This is a genomic window from Sphingobium scionense, from assembly GCF_014197035.1.
Lineage (GTDB): Bacteria > Pseudomonadota > Alphaproteobacteria > Sphingomonadales > Sphingomonadaceae > Sphingobium > Sphingobium scionense.
In genome coordinates, this window is the sequence record NZ_JACIEU010000032.1 from 17,838 (window position 1) to 38,097 (window position 20,260).

Here is a 20,260-nt window from a genome sequence, read left to right on the forward strand (position 1 = left end):
GGAGAGGGCAAGATGAGCGAACAGCAAAATGGCGGCCGAAACAGCATCTGGGCGGACTTGACCCGCGTATTCCGCCGCGATCCGGATAATCAGCGATCCCAGCAGGAGGAAAAGGCGGACCGCGCGGCGACGGATATCGAACTGCGCAACGGGGCCGAACGAAAGCGCGATCCTTCCTTCAACGCCGGTGATATGCCGGAGGCGGTGCAGCGCCGCTATTATACCCAACCTTCGCGCTGGACGGGCGATCCCGCCTATTTCAGCACACCGACAGCCGACAAGCCGGCCTTTCAGGACCGAGGCAACCGGCTTGTCACCGACAATGACAGCCGGGAGGTCGCCAAGGATCTCGTCACCGTCGCCGAACATCGGGGCTGGGACCGAGTTCAGGTTGCGGGCAGCGAGACTTTTCGCCGCGCGGTGTGGTTCGAGGCGGCGGAGCGCGGGATCGCCGTGCGAGGCTATAAGCCGACAGACCGGGATTTACAGGAGCTGGACCGCATAAGGAACGACAAGGCGCGTAATAGCATCGCGCCGGTCCCTCAGCGGCATCAAGCACGGGAAGCACCTGCTGAGCCAACGCAGGGTGCAGATTCCGCACCAGACCGGGAAGCACGGCCCCGTGATAGGGCGCAGCCCCAGGACCTGCCCGCTTCATCGCCGACGCGATCCCTCCCGACGCCGGTTGACGGCTATAGGCGCCCAACGGCCGAAGCGCTCGATCGGGCGATCAGCGTGACCATGCTTCGGGCAGGATTGGACCCAACCGAAGCGCGGGCGGCGAACAGGGCCTATGCCTCTGCCGACTGGGCATGGACGTATGCGGATGACAGCAACAGCCGGACGCGCGGTGCCCAAAGCGTCGATAGAGCAATGACCGCGATGGACAGCTTTGCCGGCAAATCCCGTGCTCATGCGGAGATTGCCTCGGCGATCGCCGACAATCACTATTATGACATGGCCCTTGTCGGCCGTTGGTATGTCGAGCGCGGCGATCGCGATCCGCGCCTGGTGCGTGATCTGACCGATCAGAAGCGCCTCCATGCGCCAGATTCGGATCGCAAGCCCGGAACGTCGCCCTGGAACAGCGAGGAGCGAGAGAGGGCCAACGGGGTTGCTGACCGCACGCGCCGCAATGAGCGCGCCGCCCAAAGCCAGCTTCGCGCAATGGACATTGTAGTCCGACGCGCGCTCGAAGCTTCACCGGAAACTGCGGATCGCGTCATGCGGATCGCGCGGGAACAGATTGCCGATCAGCTTGGGGAGGGGCGGGATATCAAACCTGCCCGCGTCCGAGGCGGCCCAGAGCGCGAGGCCGAACAACCGGCTGCACGGCGCACGGCGGCGTCCCGGCAACGATCGCCGGCGCCGGCACCTCAACGCGAACATCGCCCGCCAGAGCGGCAACGCAATCGCTAGACCGTGACGCCAGCAGGAGAATCACCATGGCGCGAAAAAAACGGCCGGAGCCGGGCGGCGAAGCCAATAAACGGGCCGCTGATAGCAATTTCCGCTTCATGGAGGCGTTGTTGAACAACGCGCTTCACGACAAGCCTGAACTCAGGGGTGAGATAATCCGTAACGCGCGCGAGCGCATCGCCGGCGCGCTGGCCGAAGGGAAGTCCTTTGAGCCTGTTCGGCTCCGGACTGGATCGGAGTCCACCATGCACCGGCGCGGCGGCAGGGAAAACTCATCCGGTAGTGATTCCCTCTTCGTCAGCAAGGTGCTGAGCAAGGTTGTCGATGACAAGCGGTCTTTTCCACCGGCAGAATATCGCCGCATCGACAAGAGCCGATAGCCTGATCTTGCTGGCCGCGCCGGATCGATCACGAAAGACCGATCATGACGTGGTTCTGGAACGCAGGCCGTTGCGCGAGACGCTCATACCATCCCCGCACCTGCGGCAGATCAGCCCCCCGATCGACATCGAGATTATACCAGCGATAGGCGTAGATCCCGACAGCGATGTCGGCGAGGGTGAATTGGTTCCCCGCCAGAAACGAATTTCGAGTCAGCCAGCGATCAAGGATTTGAAAGTGATCGCGGACCTGCCGCCCGGTTTCCGCCACACGGCCCATATCACGATCAACATGCGGTGTGCGGATCAGCGTGATATAAAGCGGGGTGATACTCGGATTCAACGTGCTCAATTGCCAATCCATCCACCGCTCGCAATGGGATCTGGCCGCCGCGTCGACTGGATAGAGAGAGGTCGCAGCAACCTTATTGGCCAGATATCGCAGGATCGTGTTAGATTCCCAGACGACCGTGCCGCTATCACGTAGGGTTGGAACGACACCATTCGGATTGAGGCGCAGATAGTCGGCAGCCCTGTTGCCTCCGAAGGGGCCGCCATAGTCCTGACGCTCATACGGGAGACCGAGTTCGGTCAACAGCCAGAGGACTTTCTGGACGTTCGATGAAGTGCGCCTGCCGAGAAGTTGGAGCATACAGAATTCGTCCGGGTTTGCGATCCGCTGGACACCGTGTTTTGCTACTTAAGGGTGGCTTCTACGCTGGGGCAATACCAGTTTAGCGTGGCACACTCAGGCGGGCACGCAAAATTGCCGATAGCAATGCGATCATTGCGGCGATCGCGACAATCGCGAATAAGTAGGCGACCATGGTGTCCTGATAGATAAATGAAATGATCGCATTTGCCGCTGCGGGAGGATGAAGCCGCTGGGTTGCAATCATTACGGCACTCGCGAGACCGACGGCGATCCCATATGCGAGCGGGCCAGGCGTCATCATGGCGGCGACCAGAAGGCCACACAAAGCCGAGGAGATGTGGCCGAACAGGATCGCGCGGGGGCGGGTTGGTGGCGTCCCTGACGTCCCGATCACAGTCGCCGCGCTTGACGCCAGAGACGTAATCACGAGTGCGGTCGAGAACGCCTGCGAAATCGCCACCAGTAGCCCCACGACAGCCCCCATGGCACTGCCGCCCCCAATCGCCGCAGCCAGCGGGGATGGGAATGATCGTTTGGATCGTTCTTGCGGCTTCCCGGCCACGAGCGCCCCGTTCGGCGCTGAGCTTCCCTCGACGTCGGAGACTTGCGTTGACTCGTCGCGCAAAGCCGACGTGTCGTGCTCATACGCGTTCAAGGAGCGCACCGACGCCTTGCCCCACACCGACGCACATGAACACCAGCGCATAGCGGCCACCAGTGCGATGCAACTCCTCCGCCGCCGTCATGGCGATGCGAGCGCCCGACATGCCGAGCGGATGGCCCAGCGCGATCGCGCCACCATTGCGATTTACGCGGTCATCGTCGGCTCGAAGACCGAGGTCGTGCAGCACCGCTATCGCCTGGCTGGCGAATGCCTCATTCAGCTCGATCACGTCGAGCTGGTCGATGCCGATGCCGCCCAGCGCAAGCAGCTTGCGCGCAGCCGGCACCGGACCGACGCCCATCACGCGCGGCTCAACGCCCGCCGCTGCCATCGCAACGATGCGCGCGCGGGGATTGAGGCCGTTCGCTTTGGCGGCCGCTTCGGAGGCGATCAGCATTGCTGCGGCGCCGTCGTTAACGCCCGAAGCGTTGCCCGCTGTCACCGTTCCGTCAGGGCGAACCACTGGCTTGAGCTTCGCCAGCGCCTCCAGCGTCGTGCTCGGACGCGGATGCTCATCCCTTGAAAAGACGATCGCGTCGCCCTTCTTCTGTGGAATGGAGACGGGCACGATCTCAGCGGCGAGGCGACCGTTGGCCTGGGCGGCCGCCGTTTTCTGCTGGCTGCGAAGCGCGAAGGCATCCTGATCCTCGCGACTGACACTCCATTCCCGCGCTACATTCTCGCCCGTCTCCGGCATCGCATCGACGCCGTAGAGGGCTTTCATCGCCGGATTGACGAAGCGCCAGCCGATCGTCGTGTCCTCGATCCTCTGTCCGCGGGAGAAGGCGGTGTCCGCCTTGCCCATGACATAGGGCGCGCGGCTCATACTCTCGACGCCACCGGCGATCACAAGCTGGGCATCCCCCGAACGGATCGCGCGCGCGGCCAGCCCCACGGCATCCAGCCCGGAACCGCATAGGCGGTTTACCGTCGAACCGGGAATTTCCTTGGGCAGGCCGGCGAGCAGCGTGGCCATGCGCGCGACATTGCGATTATCTTCGCCCGCCTGGTTGGCGCAGCCGAGAATAACATCGTCCACCACCTGCCAGTCCACACGGGGATTGCGCTCCGCCAACGCCCTGATCGGGGTAGCGGCGAGATCATCGGCGCGGACGGCGGCGAGCGTGCCGCCGAAGCGGCCGATCGGCGTGCGAACTGCGTCGCAGAGAAAAGCGTCGGTCATCACGCGGCCTCGTTCTCGAAGGCTCTCGTATCGATCGCGGCGCTGGTCCTAGCCTTCACATCGGCCACGCTGACGCCGGGCGCCAGCTCAGCAAGGGTGAGGCCGCCGGCCTTTTTGTCGCAGGCGATCACGGCGAGATCGGTGATAATCAAGTCGACCACCTGCCTGCCGGTGAGCGGGAGCGAGCAGCGTTCCAAAATCTTCGGCGCGCCCGTCTTGCTGGTGTGATCCATGACCACCACGACGCGCTTGACGCCGGCAACGAGGTCCATCGCGCCGCCCATGCCCTTCACCATCTTGCCGGGGATGGTCCAGTTGGCGAGATCGCCGTTGGCGGCCACCTCCATTGCGCCGAGCACGGCCATATCGATGTGGCCGCCCCGGATCATGGCGAAGCTGTCGGCCGAGGAAAAGAAACTCGATGTCGGAAGCGTGGTAATGGTCTGCTTGCCGGCATTGATGAGATCCGGGTCAGCCTCGCCCTCGTAGGGGAACGGCCCCATGCCGAGCATTCCGTTCTCCGATTGCAGCGTAACGTCGAGTCCTTCGGGAATGTAGTTCGCCACGAGCGTCGGGATGCCGATGCCGAGATTGACGTAGATGCCGTCGTGAAGCTCCCTGGCGGCGCGTGCCGCCATTTCGTCGCGAGACCAAGCCATTATGCTGCCTCCCTTGCGCGTGTGGTGAGCTTCTCGATCCGTTTCTCGTTCACTGTGCTTTTGACGATCCGATCGACATAGATGCCCGGCGTGTGGATGCAGTCGGGGTCAAGGGCACCCGCTTCCACGATCTCCTCCACCTCGGCGACTGTCACCTTGCCGGCGGTCGCCATATTGGGATTGAAGTTGCGCGCAGTCTTGCGGAACATCAGATTGCCCGCCGGATCAGCCTTCCACGCCTTGACGATGGCGAGGTCGGCGCACAGCCATGTTTCGCGGACATATTCCTCGCCTTCGAAAATCTCGATAGGCTTGCCCTCGGCAACGACCGTGCCGACGCCCGTTTTGGTAAAAAAGGCCGGGATGCCCGCACCGCCCGCGCGGATGCGCTCGGCCAGCGTGCCTTGCGGGTTCAGCTCCAGTTCCAGTTCGCCCGACAGATATTGCTGCTCGAACAGCTTGTTCTCGCCGACATAGGAGGAAATCATCTTCCTGATCTGACGGCTTTCCAGCAGCATCCACAGGCCGAAGCCATCGGCACCGGCATTGTTGGAAATGATGGTCAGGCCCTTGACGCCCGCCTTGCGGATTTCGGGGATCAGGCTTTCCGGATTGCCCGAAAGTCCGAAACCGCCGGACATGATTGTCATTCCATCGAACAGGAGATCGCGGAGCGCGTCGACAGGGGTTGCGAAGATCTTGCTGGCCACGGCGAACCCTCACTCCCCCGCGACTGCGAGTTTGGTGCCGCCGCCGCCCTGGCCCGTGCTGGCGGTAACAGTGGTATGCGCGCGATCCCGGCGATAGGATTTCAGCTTATCCTCGTCGATCCGCGCGCCAATGCCATTACCCTTCGGGAGTTGCAGCGCACCATCCATATAGCGGACGGGTTCCTCCGTGATGTCGTCGGCGACAAGCATCGGTCCGACCAGCTCGCCGCCGAGCGGGAGATGCGGCAGCGTGGCGCAGAACTGCATATTGCCGGACGTGCCGAGCGAGGATTCGAGGAAGGTGCCCATATAGAGCGCGGCCCCGGCCGCGAGCGCGACATCCGCGACCGCGCGCGACGGCACCATGCCACCCGATTTCATGATCTTGAGCGAGATGAGCGCGCCGGCGCCCTTCTTCGCCGCCTCCAGCATGTCGTGGGGAGTGCGGATGCTCTCGTCGAGCATGATCGGCATCGCGGCGCGCGCCTGGAGACGGACGGGGCCATCGAGATCCTCGCGTGGCAGTGGCTGCTCGATCATCTCGACACCGACCTCGGCAAGACGCGGGATCGCCCATAAGGCGTCGACCTCCGTCCAGCGCTCGTTCGGATCGACACGGATTCCGGCCCGGTCACGGAGCGCCAGCGTGACTTCGCACGCGCGAGCGACATCCTGCTTCAACTCGACGGCGCCCATTTTCAGCTTGAATGCCGACGCTTCGCCGGCCTCCAGTTTGGCAAGCGCCTCGTCGATCTCCTGCCGCGGATCGCCAGTTGCAAGCGGCCACGCGACATTGAGGCTGTCGCGCACCTTGCCTCCGAGAAGCGCATGGACCGGCTGCTCCAGCGTGTGACCGATCAGATCCCACAGCGCCATTTCGAGGCCCGCCTTGGCGAAGCTGTTGCCGAAGGCCGCCTCGTCCATGCGCGCGCGCAGGACGGCCATATCGGTCGCGCGTTGCCCGATCAGGACCGGCGCCAGATAGATGTCCGCGATCGATTTGATCGTTTCGACCGACTCGCCGCCCCACCATGGGCCGCTTGGGATGGAGGCTTCGCCGACACCCATAATGCCGTCGGTCGACCGGATGCGGATGACGACCAGGCTCTGGCGCTGGGCCGCAAGTGCCGAGAAGCGTTGCAATCGCCTCAGCGGCAAATCGACGATGATCGATTCGATATCGCGGATGATGATATCGGGCACAGTATATTTCTCCCACGGGCCGCGAGACCCGCTCATTACACATAGGTTGCTTTGATGCGGCTATCGTGTCGACGGCCCGACGGATGCGCGGCGGTGCATTTCTCGGTCTGGAGGCAATGAAAAACGCACCGCGCGCTTTACGTTACGATCCAAACTTGAATTGCACGCGAACGCCATACGTAGCCGGTGGCGCGATATGCCTCGAAGTATTGTCGATCTGACGGAACACGTCCGTCCAGTAGAATTTATTGAAGACATTCTTGCCGTAGATAGACACCTCCCATTTCCCGTCTGCCGACGAAATGCCCGCCTGAAGGTTCACGAGGGCATAGGATTTGATGTTGAACAGGCTGTCGGGGTAGATTTCCACCGCCGGATTTAGCCCGAAAGCGCTATAGGACTTCGACTGATAGCTGACGTCGCCGCCCAGATTGGCATCGAGGCCATCGGCGATCGGGAAGCGATAATTCGCCGCGCCCCGCAATGTCCATTTCGGCGTGAACGGGAAGGGATCGCCCTTGTAATTGACCGGCGCGCCGAAGGGGTCGTAATTGGCGAAGTCCTTCGTGACCTTGGTGTCGAGATAGACGGCGCCTCCGTTCAGGGTGAGACCGTCGATCGGCCGGATCGTAAGATCGAGTTCGGCACCCTTCACGCGCGATTTCGGGACATTGACTAGCGCTTCGATCGCGCCCAGCACACCATTGGGATCGAGGATGCGGCCGCGGATCTGCTTGTTCGAATAATCATAATAGAAGACCGCACCCGTCAGGTCGATTGCGCGCATGCCGAGATCGGTCTTGAAGCCAAGTTCATAGGCGAGCACCGATTCCTGCACGACCGGGGCGAGCTGGCTGACGGCGGAGGCGTTGATGGTGCCGAAGCTGCCGGGCTTGTAGCCCTTGCTGACGGAACCATAGAGCAGCGTCCCCTGGACCGGCTTGAAATCGACCCCCGCGCGCCAGGACACGTTATCCTCGCTTAGCTCCTGGCGAACGAGGCCCGTGACATCGGGAGCGCCCACAAACGCGCAAGCGAGAGGTTCGACCGGGAAACGCGGTCCGGTCGGGAAAAGCCGGCTTTGCAGGATATTGATGCCCTGCGGCCACACCGTATCCAGACCGAACGTGCAGCCGGTAAAATCGATGTCGGTCTTCGTATAGCGGGCGCCGCCGTGCAGCGTGATCTGGTCGGTCACGTCGAGATCGATGTTCCCGAACACGGCCTTGGTTTCGGTATGTTGCAGGCTCTTGGCACCGATGCCGGTTAGGTTTCCGATACCGAAGCCGGCGAACACGGGATTGCTGCTATTGGTGTCGAAGCGCGACGTGTCGACCTCGTTGACGCGGTCGTGCGAGTAGAAGCCGCCGACCAGCCAGTTCAGGCGCCGATCGAAAGCGCGACCGGCAAGCCGAAGCTCCTGCGAGTAGGAATCGATCGAGCCGTCGACCCGGACATGAAAAACCGACAAGGTGCTGCCGTCGGTGTCGCGCGCGTCGTGCTGACGGAAGTTCTGGTAGGACGATAGCGACGTGAGCGTGATATCATCGGTGAGGTCATAATCGACGTGCAGCGCAGCCTGCCAGAAATCCTGCTTGGTCCTTTGCGGGAAATCCGTGCTCCAGTCCGCGACGCCCGGCCTGTTCGGCGCGATCGGCTGGGTCAGCTCAACCGGAAAAACCCGGCTCGGAGTCTGAGGCGTGACGGCGAGAAGCGCCGCTTCGTTCGGGTCGCCGCGGTCGCTCCAGCCATTGATGTTGAGCTGCACGGTCAATCTGTCGGTCGGCGTCCAGTCGGTCAGCCAGCGGGCCTTGAAAATGTCGGCGTCACCGATCTTGTCCTTGCGCGTGTGACTCTTCTGCCAGGCGCCGAACTGTTCGGTGGCGACCGCGATGCGAGTCCGCAAGGTGTCGGTGATCGGCCCGCTTGCATAGCCTTCGAACTGGAAGCGGCCAAAGCGCTCCAAACTGCTGGTGAAGCCTGCGGCGAAGTCGTGGGTCGGCCGCGCGGCAATGTAGTTGATTGCGCCGCCGGTGGAACTCTGCCCGTAGAGGGTTCCCTGCGGCCCCTTCAGCACCTCGACGCGTTCGAGATCGAGACCGGCGGCCTTCGCCTCGATCGGGAATGAAAAGCCGATCTGGTCGACATAGACGCTCACGGCGGGCGAAGCGGCTAGGGATTCCTCATAATAGCCGACGCCGCGTATCGTATAGACGGGGGCGCCTTTCTGGCTGACGGCGAAGGTGAGGCCTGGAACGACACGAACAAGATCTTTGACGTCGGTGATGCCCTGTGAGCGGAGCTGGTCGCCACCGACCGCGCTGATGGACATGCCGACGTCCTTGAGCGACTGTTCGCGCTTGTTCGCGGTTACGACGATATCAGCGGAAGCGTCAGCATTGCGGGCATTGCCGGTCGCGCTTTGCGTGTCTGTCACTGGCGCGGGCTCCGGCGTTGCGTCAGGCTCTGCCTGGGCAAATGCCGGCTGGGAAACGAGACAACCGACAACAACCAGAACCAGGCCGAGCGCAGAAGATGATCTGTAGCCTGCCTTTGATAAACACTGCGCGCGTGATTGGACTTCGATAGCTTTGCTTTTCATTTCCCACTCCCCTTTTTCAGAACATCAACCTGTTCCACCTGCGATTATTGTCGTTTTCATTTTTTGATGGCGGCTGACCCACGCGCTTGGAGCGCAGGTCCACTGCTGATCTTGAACCTTAAATCCGGGTAGCAATGCGGGAAAATACTATTAGATGGGGTAGGTCATACGTTTCGCGCATCGCCGGGAGGGTTGGATGGAGCTGTATCAACTGCGCTATTTTGTCGCAGTCGCTGAGGAGCAGAACGTCACCGCCGCAGCGCGATTATTGAATGTATCTCAACCACCGCTGACACGAGCGATCCAGGCGCTGGAAGCGGAGGTCGGTCACGCGCTGTTCACCCGAAGCACGAAAGGCGTGTCCCTTACGCCCGCAGGCGTCGAATTTCTGGCCGAAGCTCGCAAGACGCTGACCCAGGTGCAGCGGATGGTCGACAGGAGCAGCGCCGCCGGTCGAGGCGAGCGAGGCCAGCTTCAGATCGGCTTCTACGGCTCCAGCATCTATGGCTATCTTCCCCAGGTTCTGCGGCGCTTTCGTTCGGAAGTGCCCGATGTTGAGATTGTGCTGCATACGGTCGGAAAGGCCGAGCAGATCGAGGCCCTGCGCGCGCATCGCCTCGATGTCGGGTTTGCGCGCTATTACCCCATCGAAGCCGATATGGAGATCGAAACGGTTGGCACAGAAAGGCTTATGGCGGCCTTCCCCGCAATGTCGGCCGACGACAAGAACGGCGATATCGATCCGGGCGAGGTCGCGACGAAGCCGCTGGTCCTGTTCCCTCAGGGCGGCCGCCCGAATTTTGCGGATGAAGTCCTGCACTTCCTTGGAAACGCAGGGGTCACGCCGCATGTGATTCAGGTAACGGACGATGTGACGTCGGCGATGGGGCTGGTGGCGAGCGGAATTGCCGTGTCGATCGTCCCTGAGTCAGTCGCTGCGCTCAATTGGCCCCATATTCGCTTTCGGCATATATCGGGACCAGACACAATCATCCCGATCAATATCATGTATTCTAAAGAGACTTTGAGACCCGCGACGGTGGCATTTCTGGACGTCGTTCACAAAATGATGAAATAGGAGAATATTGGAATGCGAACCGTCCCATTTGGCGGACGCGGTAAGTTCCGTTCGCATACCCTGTTCTGACTTCCCGACTTCAATTAATCCCCCTCGCGATCGCACGGGCGGAAGGCGATAGGCGTAATGTGAGTCCTTCCAACGCGTCAGCGGCCGCCGACAACAAGCCGGCCAAGTCAGCGTGGCGGTTTGCGGCACCCAATTCCAGACCATGCTGCGAGAGCGCGAGCTGCCGGAGCAATGCTGTTTCGTCGATAGAGATATCCGGCGCTGATAGTGGGAGCAGCTCGTATCCCGCGGCGAGCGCGGCGCCGACCAGGCGTGCTAGCGATACAACCGCGGCACGCGTTCCACCTAGCGAGAAAATAGCCTCCATGGCTTGCGCGCGAGCAGATGCATCGCCCGCCAGGGAGCGCAAGAGGAGAACAACGAGCTGATCGATTTGCGAGCGTTGGTGCAGCCAAACGAAAGCCGCGTTCATCGATGACCGTCCTTCATGTCTATATTTATTTCCGCGACGGCGCCACGCGGCGCCGCCGGCCTGCCGGTGATCGATCCTGGCGAAACGTCACGTCGATCGTGGTGGATCGGCGGCGGCTGGCCAAACTGACCCGGTTCAGGAGTCCAATTTCAGGTCGGTCGATCGTTGCTCGATCAAATCCAGACGCATCTCCAGGCGTGAGAGAAGGGACGCCCTTACCGGTCGGCCGCTTATGAGCCGGCGCCATGTGTTATAGCTGATACCGAAACGATCATTCAGACTTTCGTCTGTCTGCTTATGAACATGCTTTCGCAGGCGTGTCACGATTGTCCTGTCCGGCAATACACAGCCCGCCGGATTTCCTGTTGCCGATGATTTCATGGCTCCTCCTGATCGATTATCTCTTCCGGTGATATTCGCGTTGCCGCCGATGGCCGTCGCAGCCGATCGAGTTCAATCTCGCACAGGGACGGGGAAGGGCGCCCCCGCTTCGGGCGTGCCGAGAACATAGTCGCGATTGAACACCGCCTGCCGCCATGGGCGGATGGTGATGGCGCTGCGCGTTCCCGCCACCGTCAGCGGATCTTCGTCGGTGAAGCGCTGCGCGTCGCGCGCAGTCTCAGCCTCGAAGACATAGACCGAGCCGTGGGGCGCGGTCTCCGCGTCATCAAGCACGGCGCCGCCGATAAGGATGCGGTGGGCCTGTGCGCGGAGATATTCACGATGCGCTTCCTGGGCGCGTGCCCGCGCTGCCTCGGTCCCCGGCTTGTTCTCAATGGTGGCGACGAAAAATGGCATGGGGATGCTCCTTATTTGCGCTCGTAGTGGCGTAGCTTGGCATCATCGATCGTCACGCCGAGGCCAACGCCCGACGGCACCTCCACGCAGAAGTCCCGGTAGATCAGCGGCTCCTCCAGAATGTCGTCCGCGAGCAGGAGCGGCATGAACAGTTCGGTCCCGCCGGCGAGCGGCAATGTCGAGCAGCATTGGAGATTGGCGGCGGTGCCGATCGAGCTATCCAGGGCAGTGCCCCCGAACAGATTGATGCCAGCGGCCTGCGCCATACGGGCGATCGCGAGCATCCGGCTCGGGCCGCCGGCTTTCGAGATTTTCAGCGACACATAACTGGCAGCGCGTTCCCGGATAACCGAAATCATGTCGGTCGTGCTGCAAGCACTCTCGTCGGCCATGATCGCGAGGCTGGAGCGCCGCGCGAGATCGGCAAGCCCCGGAAGATCGGCGCGGGGCAGCGGCTGTTCGAGAATATCGACGCCAGAGCCATCGAGAACAGCCAATGCGCGCGTCGAGTCCGCAAAGCTCCACGCCTCATTCAGATCGATCGAGCAGGGACAGCCAATCGCGCTGGCGGTCTCGACGGCGCGTCGCGCATCGTCGCCGGGATCGCCGCGGCCGACCTTGATCTTGAAGCGGCGATGCAGTCCGGCGTCAATTTTTGCCTGCGCTTCGGCAACATCGGCCTCAAGCTCGCCGGTCGCCAGCACCCAGAGCACCGGCAACGCGTCTGCGATCCTGCCGCCGAACAGGCCGCTCATCGGGATCGACAGGGTGCGGGCGGTCGCATCGAGAAGCGCCGTTTCGACCGCGGATTTGAGGGCGGCGTTCGCATAGGCAACCTGATCGATCTCGGCCATGATGGCGTTTGCCGAGAATATGTCGCGCCCGTCGAGCAGCGGCGCGATATGGTTGAGGAACAGGGCGCGCATCGCTTCGACGGATTCCCCGCTCCACCAGGGACCGCCCGGAACCGTCGCCTCGCCGATGCCCTGAACGCCATCGGCCGTCGTGAGCCGAACGATCAGGTAGCTCTGGTGAGTGAGCACTGCGCGGCTGAGCTTGTGGACGCGCCGCAGCGGGATGTCGACGATGAAGGTCTCGACCGACCGCACCAGCGCCGCCGGCAGGGCAGCGGCGCGCCGCTTTTGGAGCAAGGCGACTTCCGCGCTCATGCGGCAGCTCCGCGGCAGAAATGCGTCGGTTGCCAGTCGGAGAGATCCATGTCTGCGTTATCCTTAAGAGCCTTGAGAATCGGCCGGAACAGCTTCGGCGCGTCCACGCCGACAGCCCCGACCGGATGGTTCTGGGCATCGAGGCCGACCCAGCAGCCGCTGCCGGGGGCAGGCCCCGCTTTGTAGAGCGTGCTTGTGGCCCGTTCCGGAAGTCCGGCGATCTGGATGTTGTGTCCATATTGATCGGACCAAAGCCATGGCAGGTCGGCGTAGCGGACGTGATTGCCCAACGCGGCCTTCGCGGCGGCGATGGCCTGGTTCTGGGCGTTTGCCCAGCTCTCGCGTCGGGTCACTTGCCCCGCGTAGCAGCAAGGGAAGCAGGCCACGTCACCCGCAGCAAAAATCCGCGGGTCCGAAGTTCCACCGAATTCATCAACGAGGATGCCATTGCTCACGTCCAGGCCGGCCAGCTCGCCGAGCGCGACATTGGGAATTGCGCCGACGCATACGAGCACGCGGTCCGCGATCCGGGCAGTGTCGTCATCCAGTTCGAGCATGAGACCGTCAGGCTGCACCGCAAGCCGGACAACCGAGCGGCCCATGACAAAGGCGACGCCATGGCTCTCATGCAGCGCCCTCAGCCAATCGGAGACCGGCTCCGGGACCGAGCGCTGGCACAGCCGGGGCGCGGCTTCGACCACGGTGACGGCAATGCCAAGGCTGCGGACCGTGGCCGCGACTTCGAGGCCGATCCAGCCGCCGCCCACGATGAGGAGGTGCTTCGTGCCGGAGAGGCTGGAACGGAGGGCGGCGGCATCATCGATGGTGCGGAGCAGATGAATACGGTCTGATGTCTGCCCGGCCATCCAGTCGGGAACGCGGGGTCGGCTCCCCGTTGCCAGAAAGAGCCGATCATAGCGGATCTCGCGGCCGCTCGCACATCGAACCGTTTGCGCGGAGCGATCGATCTCGACGACTTCTTCGCCCAGCCAGCTCTCGACATTGGCTTCAACCAGGTTCTCGATTGACAAAAGGGCCGTCTCGGAAACTGCCTCTGCATCGCGCAGCGCATTTTTCGAAAGCGGCGGCCGCTCATAGGGAGGATGCCTTTCCTCGCCGATCAGAACGATACGGCCGGAAAAGCCCTCCGCGCCAAGCGTCTTGATGATCCATCCACCGGCCTGGCCGCCGCCGACCACGACAAAGACCTCATCCTTCATCGGCCTGACTTTCCAGCATGACCTCCAGGCGGCCGTTATTCTCGCGCACGCCATAGGTCCGCACTGGCACCGTCACCGGCGGCGATCGCGGCTCGCCCGTCTCGATGTCGAAAAGACCCTGATGCAAGGGGCACTCGATGCAGCCATCCTCGACGAACCCTTCCGAGAGCCTGGCCTGGCCGTGGGTGCACAGATCATGAAGCGCAAAGAAGCGACCTTCCTTGCAGAAGATGGCGAGCGGCGTGCCATTGGCGTTGACGCCGGCAACCTCACCTTCGTCGACGATGCCGACAGGGCCTATATCGATCCAACTCATAGTGTTTCCCAAAATCTGGAGCCTCGCCGCGCTGCCGGTTCGGTCCACGGGGTCATCGTCCGGCGCCATCACGCGTTCGGCCTCCGGCCGGCCCAGACGTCCTCGAGCAGAGCACGGATTGCGTCCGGCTCCAGCGGACGCGGATTCGCATAGGGATTCTTGAAGATCAGCTCGACCGCCCGGTCGATTCCGTCCTTTGGCATGCCAAGGTCGCGCAAGGCGGTCGGCGCGCCGAACGAGGCCGTCATGTCGAAGAGAGATTGCGCGGGTCGATCGGTGGCCAAGGCCCTGCGCAGCTTTGCCGCCGCCTCCGGCACTGCGGGCGCATTATAGGCCCAGGCATGGGGCAGGACGGCGGCGTGCGTCTCGGCGTGGGGGAGATCGAATGTTCCACCCAGCACATGGCATAGCTTGTGATGGAGCGCGACCGTCGTGCGTCCGAGGCATGTAGCGCAAAGCCAGGCGCCATAAAGCGCGTCCGATCGGGCCTCGCCATTCTGTGCATCCTTGGCGATCAGCGGCAGACTGCCGGCGAGCGCGCGGATACCCTCTTCGGCCATCAGCAGGATGATCGGGTCAGCATCGGACGCATAGAGCGCCTCGACCGCGTGGGCGATTGCATTGAGGCCGCTCACGCCCGACATCTGGGCAGGCAGGGTCAGCGTCAGTTCGACATCGTAGAGGACACTGGCCGGCTGGACGACCGGATCGCGCATCGTCGTTTTCACGCCCTCTTCGGTCTGGCCGAGGATCGGCGTCATTTCGGACCCCGCATAGGTCGTCGGAACGGCGAGATGCGGCAGGCCGGTGCGAAGGGCGAGCGCCTTGCCCAGCCCGATCGCCGAGCCTCCCCCGATCGAAACGAGGCCGTCGGCATCGGCCGCGCGCAGCATCGCGAGCGCCGTATCGGTGACGGCGACCGGCGTATGCATGGCCGCGTCGGCAAACTCGCCCGCGAAGAGATCGGCCATCGATGCTCGCGCCACCGCGATCGTCTCGCGCTGGGCGGCGGTCGAGAGGAAAAACGCCCGGTTAATGCCGAGACGGGCGACCTCGGATCGCAAATCCGACAGCGTGCCCGCCCCGAACACGACGCGCGAGGCGGGGACGTCGGAGACGAAGGGCTTCATGCGGTCGTCCGCGCCGTTACAAACAGCGCCTCCTCGCAGAGCGCGAGCGCTTTGGCGGCATTGTCGCGACGGCCTGCATCGGCTCCGTCGAGATCAGTCAGGAAGCCGTGTCCCGATCCGGTGAAGGCACGCACCTGACACGCCGGCTGACGCTGGCCGATGTCCGCCAGCCGCGTCTGGACTTCCTCAGATATCAGATCGTCTTCGGCCCCGAACAGCGTCAGATGCGGCGTCGTCACCGTGTCGAGGTAGGTGAGGGGGACATCGACCGCTTCCTGGTTGGGAAGCCCCTGCGGAAAGCCGTAGAAGCTGACCAGTGCGGCCGGCAGGTTCCTGCGCGCCAACTCATAGACGAACAGGCCGCCGATGCAGAAGCCGACGACTCCGCCGATCCCACGCCGCCGCGCATAACGCTCGAACGCATCGACGAAAGTGCGGTCCTTCAGCCGATGACGCCGTTCGAACGCCGCTTCGCGTGTATGCTCGGCGAGCTTGCCAAGATCCTCGAATGTGCGGATCAGGTCGACGACAGCGCCGCGGGCGGCAAGGTAGGCGGCAAAGCCCCGGTAGAACGAGGTGCAGCCGTAAATGTCCGGCAAGACGGCGATGCGACGGTCGGACGCATCGTCTCCGAACCGATAGCCGCTGATTTCGCCGTCCTGGAACAGCACGCCTGCATCGCCGCTCGGAAACGAGCTGCATTGCTCGATGTGACACATGATGAAAACCTCTTGGAAAGAACCGGCTTCAGGCCGCGCGCGACGCGATGACGTCAGGTGCGAGTTGGAAGTCGTTCTCGATCACCTTCTCGCCATTTTCCCGCACATCGGGCTTGATCTGGACCTGACGAACGCCATTGCAGCAATCGTCGTCAACATAGTCGCCCTGCTCGAAATAGCTCTGCGTGGTGAGCGTATGATAGCCGTCCGCGCGGACCTTGAAGTGAACGTGCGCCGGGCGCCAGCTATGTCCCCCCATCATCTCCAGTAGCGCGCCGGTCGGCCCCTGGTCGGGAATCTTGTAGGGGACGGGCACGGTCGAACGGACGAAGTATCGACCTTCGGAGTCGGTCAGAACCTTGCCGCGATAATAGTTTGCCGGGATGTCGTTGTGGATGCCGCCATAATAGCCGTCCGGCGTCGAATGCCAGATGTCGACGGTAGCGCCGGCGATGGGCCTGCCTTGGAGATCCTTAACCGTGCCGCGCACGATCATCGGGACGTTGCGATCGTCGTCATAGGTAAGAATCTCGCCGCCGTTCGAAATGAGGGGCGCGTCCGGCAGATAATAGGGGCCTTCGATAGTCCCCTCCGTGCCGCCGTAAGCGGCATTCTCGATGTCGCTGATGGTCGAGTTCAGGAAGACGTCGAGCAAAAGCGGAATCTCGCCCGCCTCGCCCGTTTTCACGGCATACATGACGCCGGCCCGATATTCGTCGAACGTCACTTCATGCTTGATAAGCGCCTGACGAATTCCGTTCACGATGTCAGACACCACGGCATCAATACGATTGTTGCTCATCTCTCCGCTCCTAACGCCTCTTTTCTTCGCGTCTGAGTCTAGCCCTCCGGCTGGCATACCGAAAAATACTATTATGATGGCCTAGCCATACGGATTTCGTATCTAGGCTAGACCGGCAGGGCCAGCAGCGTCGCCACGCGGCTCGTGTCGAAGATCGCGCGCTTGCTCGCGAACCGCCATCGACCGTCGAGGCGAACGGCGCGATCGACATAGCGGCCGGCCTGATAGATCTTCGTCTCGCCTTCGAGGCCGGTCGACATGACCAGGTAGTTCGCGGTGAACTCGACCTCATCGCCCTGATGGCGCGAAATCTTCAGTCCCGACACGAAATGGCGGTAGATCGTCGGCGGGTAGATGTTCGCGTTCCGCAAGGCTGTGACACGATCACGCAGCATGTGCTTGTTCTCGCACCGGATCAGCGGCGCCGGGAGGTCGAAATCCACATTCTCTTTGGGGATGATCTCATAGAGGCAATCGTCGGTGAAATGGTCCGGCCAAGCCTCCAGATCGTCATTGTCGATGGTCTCGACATAGGAATCGAGCAGCTCCTGGATCTCCGAGCGCAGTGCGATCGCCTGGTTCATTGGACATCCTCCACCGGGAGATCCATGATCTTGGCGTAGCCCTGCCAGAAGGCGCGGATCATGTGCTCCGATATCGTCGAGCTTTCGTTCCCTTCGGCGCCGCGCCCCATGTCGAGCACGGAAAAGGCGTTCGGCGCCGTGGCCGTGCCGCGCTGGACCAGCTCGGTCGCCTCGGTATCTTCCATGGAGATGTAGCCGGCGGGGCCGACCAGATTGGCCTGCTTGATGCGGAGCGCGCGTAGCTCCGGCGTGTCGTCCTCGTAGCCGAAGAAGTGAAATACCAGTTCGAAGTTGCTCGGCCCCTTGGGCAGGAGCTGTCTCGCGCAGAGCGTGTTGTGAATCTGCTGGAGGACAAGCTGGGGGAAGATCGCCTGGATGTGGTTGGTCGTCACCTCATCATATTCCTTGATGAGCCCGAGCACGGAATCATCCTCCAGACGGAAGCCATCGGCGAAGGTGCGGATATTCTGTGCCTTATAGGCGTCGACCGCTTCGTTTTCGTCGCCCTTGGCGGCGAAGAACACGCTGCTCAGGCCATCGGTGTCAGGCTTGAGAACCAGCTTCGCGCTGACCCGGTAGATGTTGAAGGTGGTGTGGAACAGGTGAAGGAGGCTGGCGTGATAGGCGTCCTTCACATTCTCGAAATAGAGCTTCCAGTTCGAGCTGGAATATTGCCGCGTGCAGCCGAGATAGACCACCGGTTTGTGAAAGAGGCGGTCGATATAGGGCCGCATGATCGGACCGAGAAAGTCCGGAAGCGGCACCGCCTCTTCGCTGAAAGTCGCGAAGACCAGTCCGCGATAGCTGTCAACGCGAAGCTTCTGCAACCCATGGTTGGCGGGCTTGAAGTCGGCCGGCATGCCGCAGGCGCCTTTCTGGCCACGGCGGAACGGGACGCCGATCAGATCGCCATTGGGCGCGTAGCTCCACTGATGATAGACACAATCATGCGTCTGGGCGTTGCCGCGATTGGCGCGGCACACTTCCGCGCCGCGATGGGCGCAGCGATTGACCCAGGCGGCGAGGCTGCCGTCCGCGCAGCGCGTCATGACCACCGGAGTATCGCCGACAAAGGTGCGCTTGAAATCGTGCGGGTTCGGGATTTCGGCTTCGAGTCCGAGGAAGTTCCACACAGGCCCGCGGAAGATGCGTTCCTGCTCTCGATCATAGATTTCCTGACTGCTGAACACAGTATAAGGAACGCGCGAACCATCGTCCCTTGGAAAAGTAAGTGCTTCGGCGTTCACAATCCCACTCCTGCTATGCCATGCAACGCGGCTAGCGCGAAGCTGGTCTCTTTTTCTATTCTTCGATGCAGGCCGATTTATTGAAAGACGCGAGAGATGTTGTTATCGTCGTCTTTCCCATAATGGCCTCTCCGGTGTTGCAGCTTATGCAGCGCGCTGAAGAGGTCAAATACCTTTGACAAATCGCCTCCATAGTCGAAACGTATGGCGGTGGCGTCTCGCGATACGCAGCCTCGCTCGACGTGCGTGGAGCAAATGGGTGGAGTCCCTGATTTGGAACTGCGGCATCTCAGATATTTCGTGGCGGTCGCGGAGGAGCTAAATTTCAGCCGGGCCGCGACGCGGCTGAATATCTCGCAGCCCCCCCTCAGCCAGCAGATTGCGGCGCTTGAAGCCGAATTGGGGGCGAAACTGCTTGTCCGGAACAGTCGGGGCGTGGAATTGACCGCAGCGGGCCGAACCTTCCTCAAGCGAGCGCGGGAAGTCCTTTCGCAGGCTCAGGAGGCTGTAGCCGAGACCCGGCGAGCCGATCAAGGCGCGGCAGGGACCATCTCGGTCGGTTTCATGAGTTCGATCATGCTGCTCAAGCTGCGGCCATATCTCAGGCGATTTTGTGATGAGGTTCCATCGGCCGAGTTGATCCTTTCGCGCAAGCCGTCGGATCAGCAGTATATGGGGGTGCTGCGGGGTGATTTGGACGTCGGGTTCGTCGATCTCGCCCTCGATCACGCGGGTATCAGCGATACCGATCGCCTTGATGTGCGACCGGCGCTGGATGTGCGGCTCATGCTTTGTGTTTCGCAGGATCACCCGCTGGCCGACCGACAGAGCGTTTCGGCGCGAGATCTCGTGGGTCTGCCGTTCCTGGCGCTTTCAAAGCACGGTTACTCCGCCTCATACGAGCGGCTATGCCAGATCTGCGACGATGCTGGCTTTGAGCCTTATATCCGGCAGCAAGTGGAGAGTATGCCAGTCGCGATCACGATGGCGACCGCAGGCTATGGCGTGGCGCTCGTGCCGGACCTCCGTGGCACGCTCTCCGATGTGAGCGCCGCGCGGCTGGTTCCACTCGACGAAGACCCGCGCGTAACAGTGTTTATGATTTCACGGCGGGAAGACCGCATGCCGCTTGTCGAACGGATGCGCGACATCTGCGGCACTGAGCCGATCGCGGACTAGCCTGCTCCACCGCGTGTCGACGACCGTTCTCAGATGGGCAGGACAACCTCGCGTTTCCATAG

General features: G+C 62.3%; 21 protein-coding genes. 4 read left to right on the forward strand and 17 right to left on the reverse strand.

What is annotated here, in order from left to right; genetic code table 11:
• The first annotated feature begins 12 nt into the window (after positions 1–12).
• Complete coding sequence (locus tag GGQ90_RS24545; protein WP_072598963.1) at positions 13–1,419, forward strand: LPD7 domain-containing protein; 1,407 nt, start codon at positions 13–15, stop codon at positions 1,417–1,419.
• A 26-nt stretch (positions 1,420–1,445) separates the two neighbouring features.
• Positions 1,446–1,799, forward strand: coding sequence for a hypothetical protein (locus GGQ90_RS24550; protein WP_072598964.1), 354 nt, complete (start codon positions 1,446–1,448; stop codon positions 1,797–1,799).
• A gap of 28 nt (positions 1,800–1,827) precedes the next feature.
• Here the strand turns inward: GGQ90_RS24550 and GGQ90_RS24555 are convergent, their stop codons facing one another.
• From GGQ90_RS24555 to GGQ90_RS24585, 7 genes are all read right to left on the reverse strand, one after another.
• The gene (locus GGQ90_RS24555; protein ID WP_072598965.1) at positions 1,828–2,451 is read right to left on the reverse strand and encodes a glutathione S-transferase family protein; all 624 of its coding nucleotides are present in this window, start codon (positions 2,449–2,451) and stop codon (positions 1,828–1,830) included.
• Positions 2,452–2,533: 82 nt separating this feature from the next.
• A complete protein-coding gene (locus GGQ90_RS24560; RefSeq protein WP_158011126.1) occupies positions 2,534–2,938 on the reverse strand; it encodes an HPP family protein in 405 nt (134 codons plus the stop codon).
• A gap of 157 nt (positions 2,939–3,095) precedes the next feature.
• A complete protein-coding gene (gene pcaF / locus GGQ90_RS24565) occupies positions 3,096–4,301 on the reverse strand; it encodes a 3-oxoadipyl-CoA thiolase (protein WP_072598967.1) in 1,206 nt (401 codons plus the stop codon).
• Positions 4,301–4,960: a 3-oxoacid CoA-transferase subunit B gene (locus GGQ90_RS24570; protein WP_072598968.1), complete on the reverse strand. Its 660-nt coding sequence runs from the start codon at positions 4,958–4,960 to the stop codon at positions 4,301–4,303. Before GGQ90_RS24570 ends, pcaF begins: the two co-directional genes overlap by 1 nt.
• On the reverse strand, positions 4,960–5,670 hold the full coding sequence (locus GGQ90_RS24575; protein ID WP_072598969.1) for a CoA transferase subunit A: 711 nt from the start codon (positions 5,668–5,670) through the stop codon (positions 4,960–4,962). Before GGQ90_RS24575 ends, GGQ90_RS24570 begins: the two co-directional genes overlap by 1 nt.
• Positions 5,671–5,679: 9 nt before the next feature.
• Entirely contained in the window at positions 5,680–6,873 is a 1,194-nt protein-coding gene (locus GGQ90_RS24580) for a muconate/chloromuconate family cycloisomerase (protein WP_072598970.1), read from the reverse strand.
• Positions 6,874–7,015: 142 nt separating this feature from the next.
• Positions 7,016–9,310: a TonB-dependent receptor domain-containing protein gene (locus GGQ90_RS24585; RefSeq protein WP_188084226.1), complete on the reverse strand. Its 2,295-nt coding sequence runs from the start codon at positions 9,308–9,310 to the stop codon at positions 7,016–7,018.
• Between the two features lie 361 nt (positions 9,311–9,671).
• On the opposite strand from GGQ90_RS24585, the gene GGQ90_RS24590 reads away from it, so the two are divergent.
• Positions 9,672–10,553 (forward strand): LysR family transcriptional regulator, encoded by an 882-nt coding sequence (locus tag GGQ90_RS24590; RefSeq protein ID WP_072598887.1) that lies wholly within the window; start codon positions 9,672–9,674, stop codon positions 10,551–10,553.
• Between the two features lie 79 nt (positions 10,554–10,632).
• On the opposite strand, the gene GGQ90_RS24595 is transcribed toward GGQ90_RS24590, so the two are convergent.
• The 10 genes from GGQ90_RS24595 to andAc all read right to left on the reverse strand — a co-directional run bounded on the left by GGQ90_RS24595 (position 10,633) and on the right by andAc (position 19,019).
• Entirely contained in the window at positions 10,633–11,034 is a 402-nt protein-coding gene (locus tag GGQ90_RS24595; RefSeq protein WP_072598888.1) for a hypothetical protein, read from the reverse strand.
• A 453-nt stretch (positions 11,035–11,487) separates the two neighbouring features.
• Complete coding sequence (locus GGQ90_RS24600) at positions 11,488–11,832, reverse strand: YciI family protein (RefSeq protein ID WP_072598890.1); 345 nt, start codon at positions 11,830–11,832, stop codon at positions 11,488–11,490.
• 11 nt (positions 11,833–11,843) lie between these two features.
• Entirely contained in the window at positions 11,844–13,001 is a 1,158-nt protein-coding gene (locus tag GGQ90_RS24605; protein ID WP_083579358.1) for a muconate/chloromuconate family cycloisomerase, read from the reverse strand.
• Entirely contained in the window at positions 12,998–14,221 is a 1,224-nt protein-coding gene (locus GGQ90_RS24610; RefSeq protein ID WP_072598891.1) for an NAD(P)/FAD-dependent oxidoreductase, read from the reverse strand. The genes GGQ90_RS24605 and GGQ90_RS24610 overlap by 4 nt, the downstream gene beginning before the upstream one ends.
• Positions 14,211–14,537, reverse strand: a complete 327-nt coding sequence (locus GGQ90_RS24615) for a non-heme iron oxygenase ferredoxin subunit (protein WP_072598972.1) — start codon at positions 14,535–14,537, stop codon at positions 14,211–14,213. Before GGQ90_RS24615 ends, GGQ90_RS24610 begins: the two co-directional genes overlap by 11 nt.
• Positions 14,538–14,605: 68 nt before the next feature.
• Positions 14,606–15,667: a maleylacetate reductase gene (locus tag GGQ90_RS24620; RefSeq protein ID WP_072598892.1), complete on the reverse strand. Its 1,062-nt coding sequence runs from the start codon at positions 15,665–15,667 to the stop codon at positions 14,606–14,608.
• Positions 15,664–16,386 (reverse strand): dienelactone hydrolase family protein, encoded by a 723-nt coding sequence (locus GGQ90_RS24625; protein WP_072598893.1) that lies wholly within the window; start codon positions 16,384–16,386, stop codon positions 15,664–15,666. The genes GGQ90_RS24620 and GGQ90_RS24625 overlap by 4 nt, the downstream gene beginning before the upstream one ends.
• A 28-nt stretch (positions 16,387–16,414) precedes the next feature.
• Positions 16,415–17,188, reverse strand: a complete 774-nt coding sequence (locus GGQ90_RS24630; protein ID WP_072598894.1) for a chlorocatechol 1,2-dioxygenase — start codon at positions 17,186–17,188, stop codon at positions 16,415–16,417.
• 107 nt (positions 17,189–17,295) lie between these two features.
• The gene (andAd, locus tag GGQ90_RS24635) at positions 17,296–17,772 is read right to left on the reverse strand and encodes an anthranilate 1,2-dioxygenase small subunit AndAd (RefSeq protein WP_072598895.1); all 477 of its coding nucleotides are present in this window, start codon (positions 17,770–17,772) and stop codon (positions 17,296–17,298) included.
• Complete coding sequence (gene andAc, locus GGQ90_RS24640; protein ID WP_226998730.1) at positions 17,769–19,019, reverse strand: anthranilate 1,2-dioxygenase large subunit AndAc; 1,251 nt, start codon at positions 19,017–19,019, stop codon at positions 17,769–17,771. Before andAc ends, andAd begins: the two co-directional genes overlap by 4 nt.
• Positions 19,020–19,292: 273 nt before the next feature.
• On the opposite strand from andAc, the gene GGQ90_RS24645 reads away from it, so the two are divergent.
• The gene (locus GGQ90_RS24645; RefSeq protein ID WP_072598897.1) at positions 19,293–20,198 is read left to right on the forward strand and encodes a LysR substrate-binding domain-containing protein; all 906 of its coding nucleotides are present in this window, start codon (positions 19,293–19,295) and stop codon (positions 20,196–20,198) included.
• Positions 20,199–20,260 lie beyond the last annotated feature (62 nt).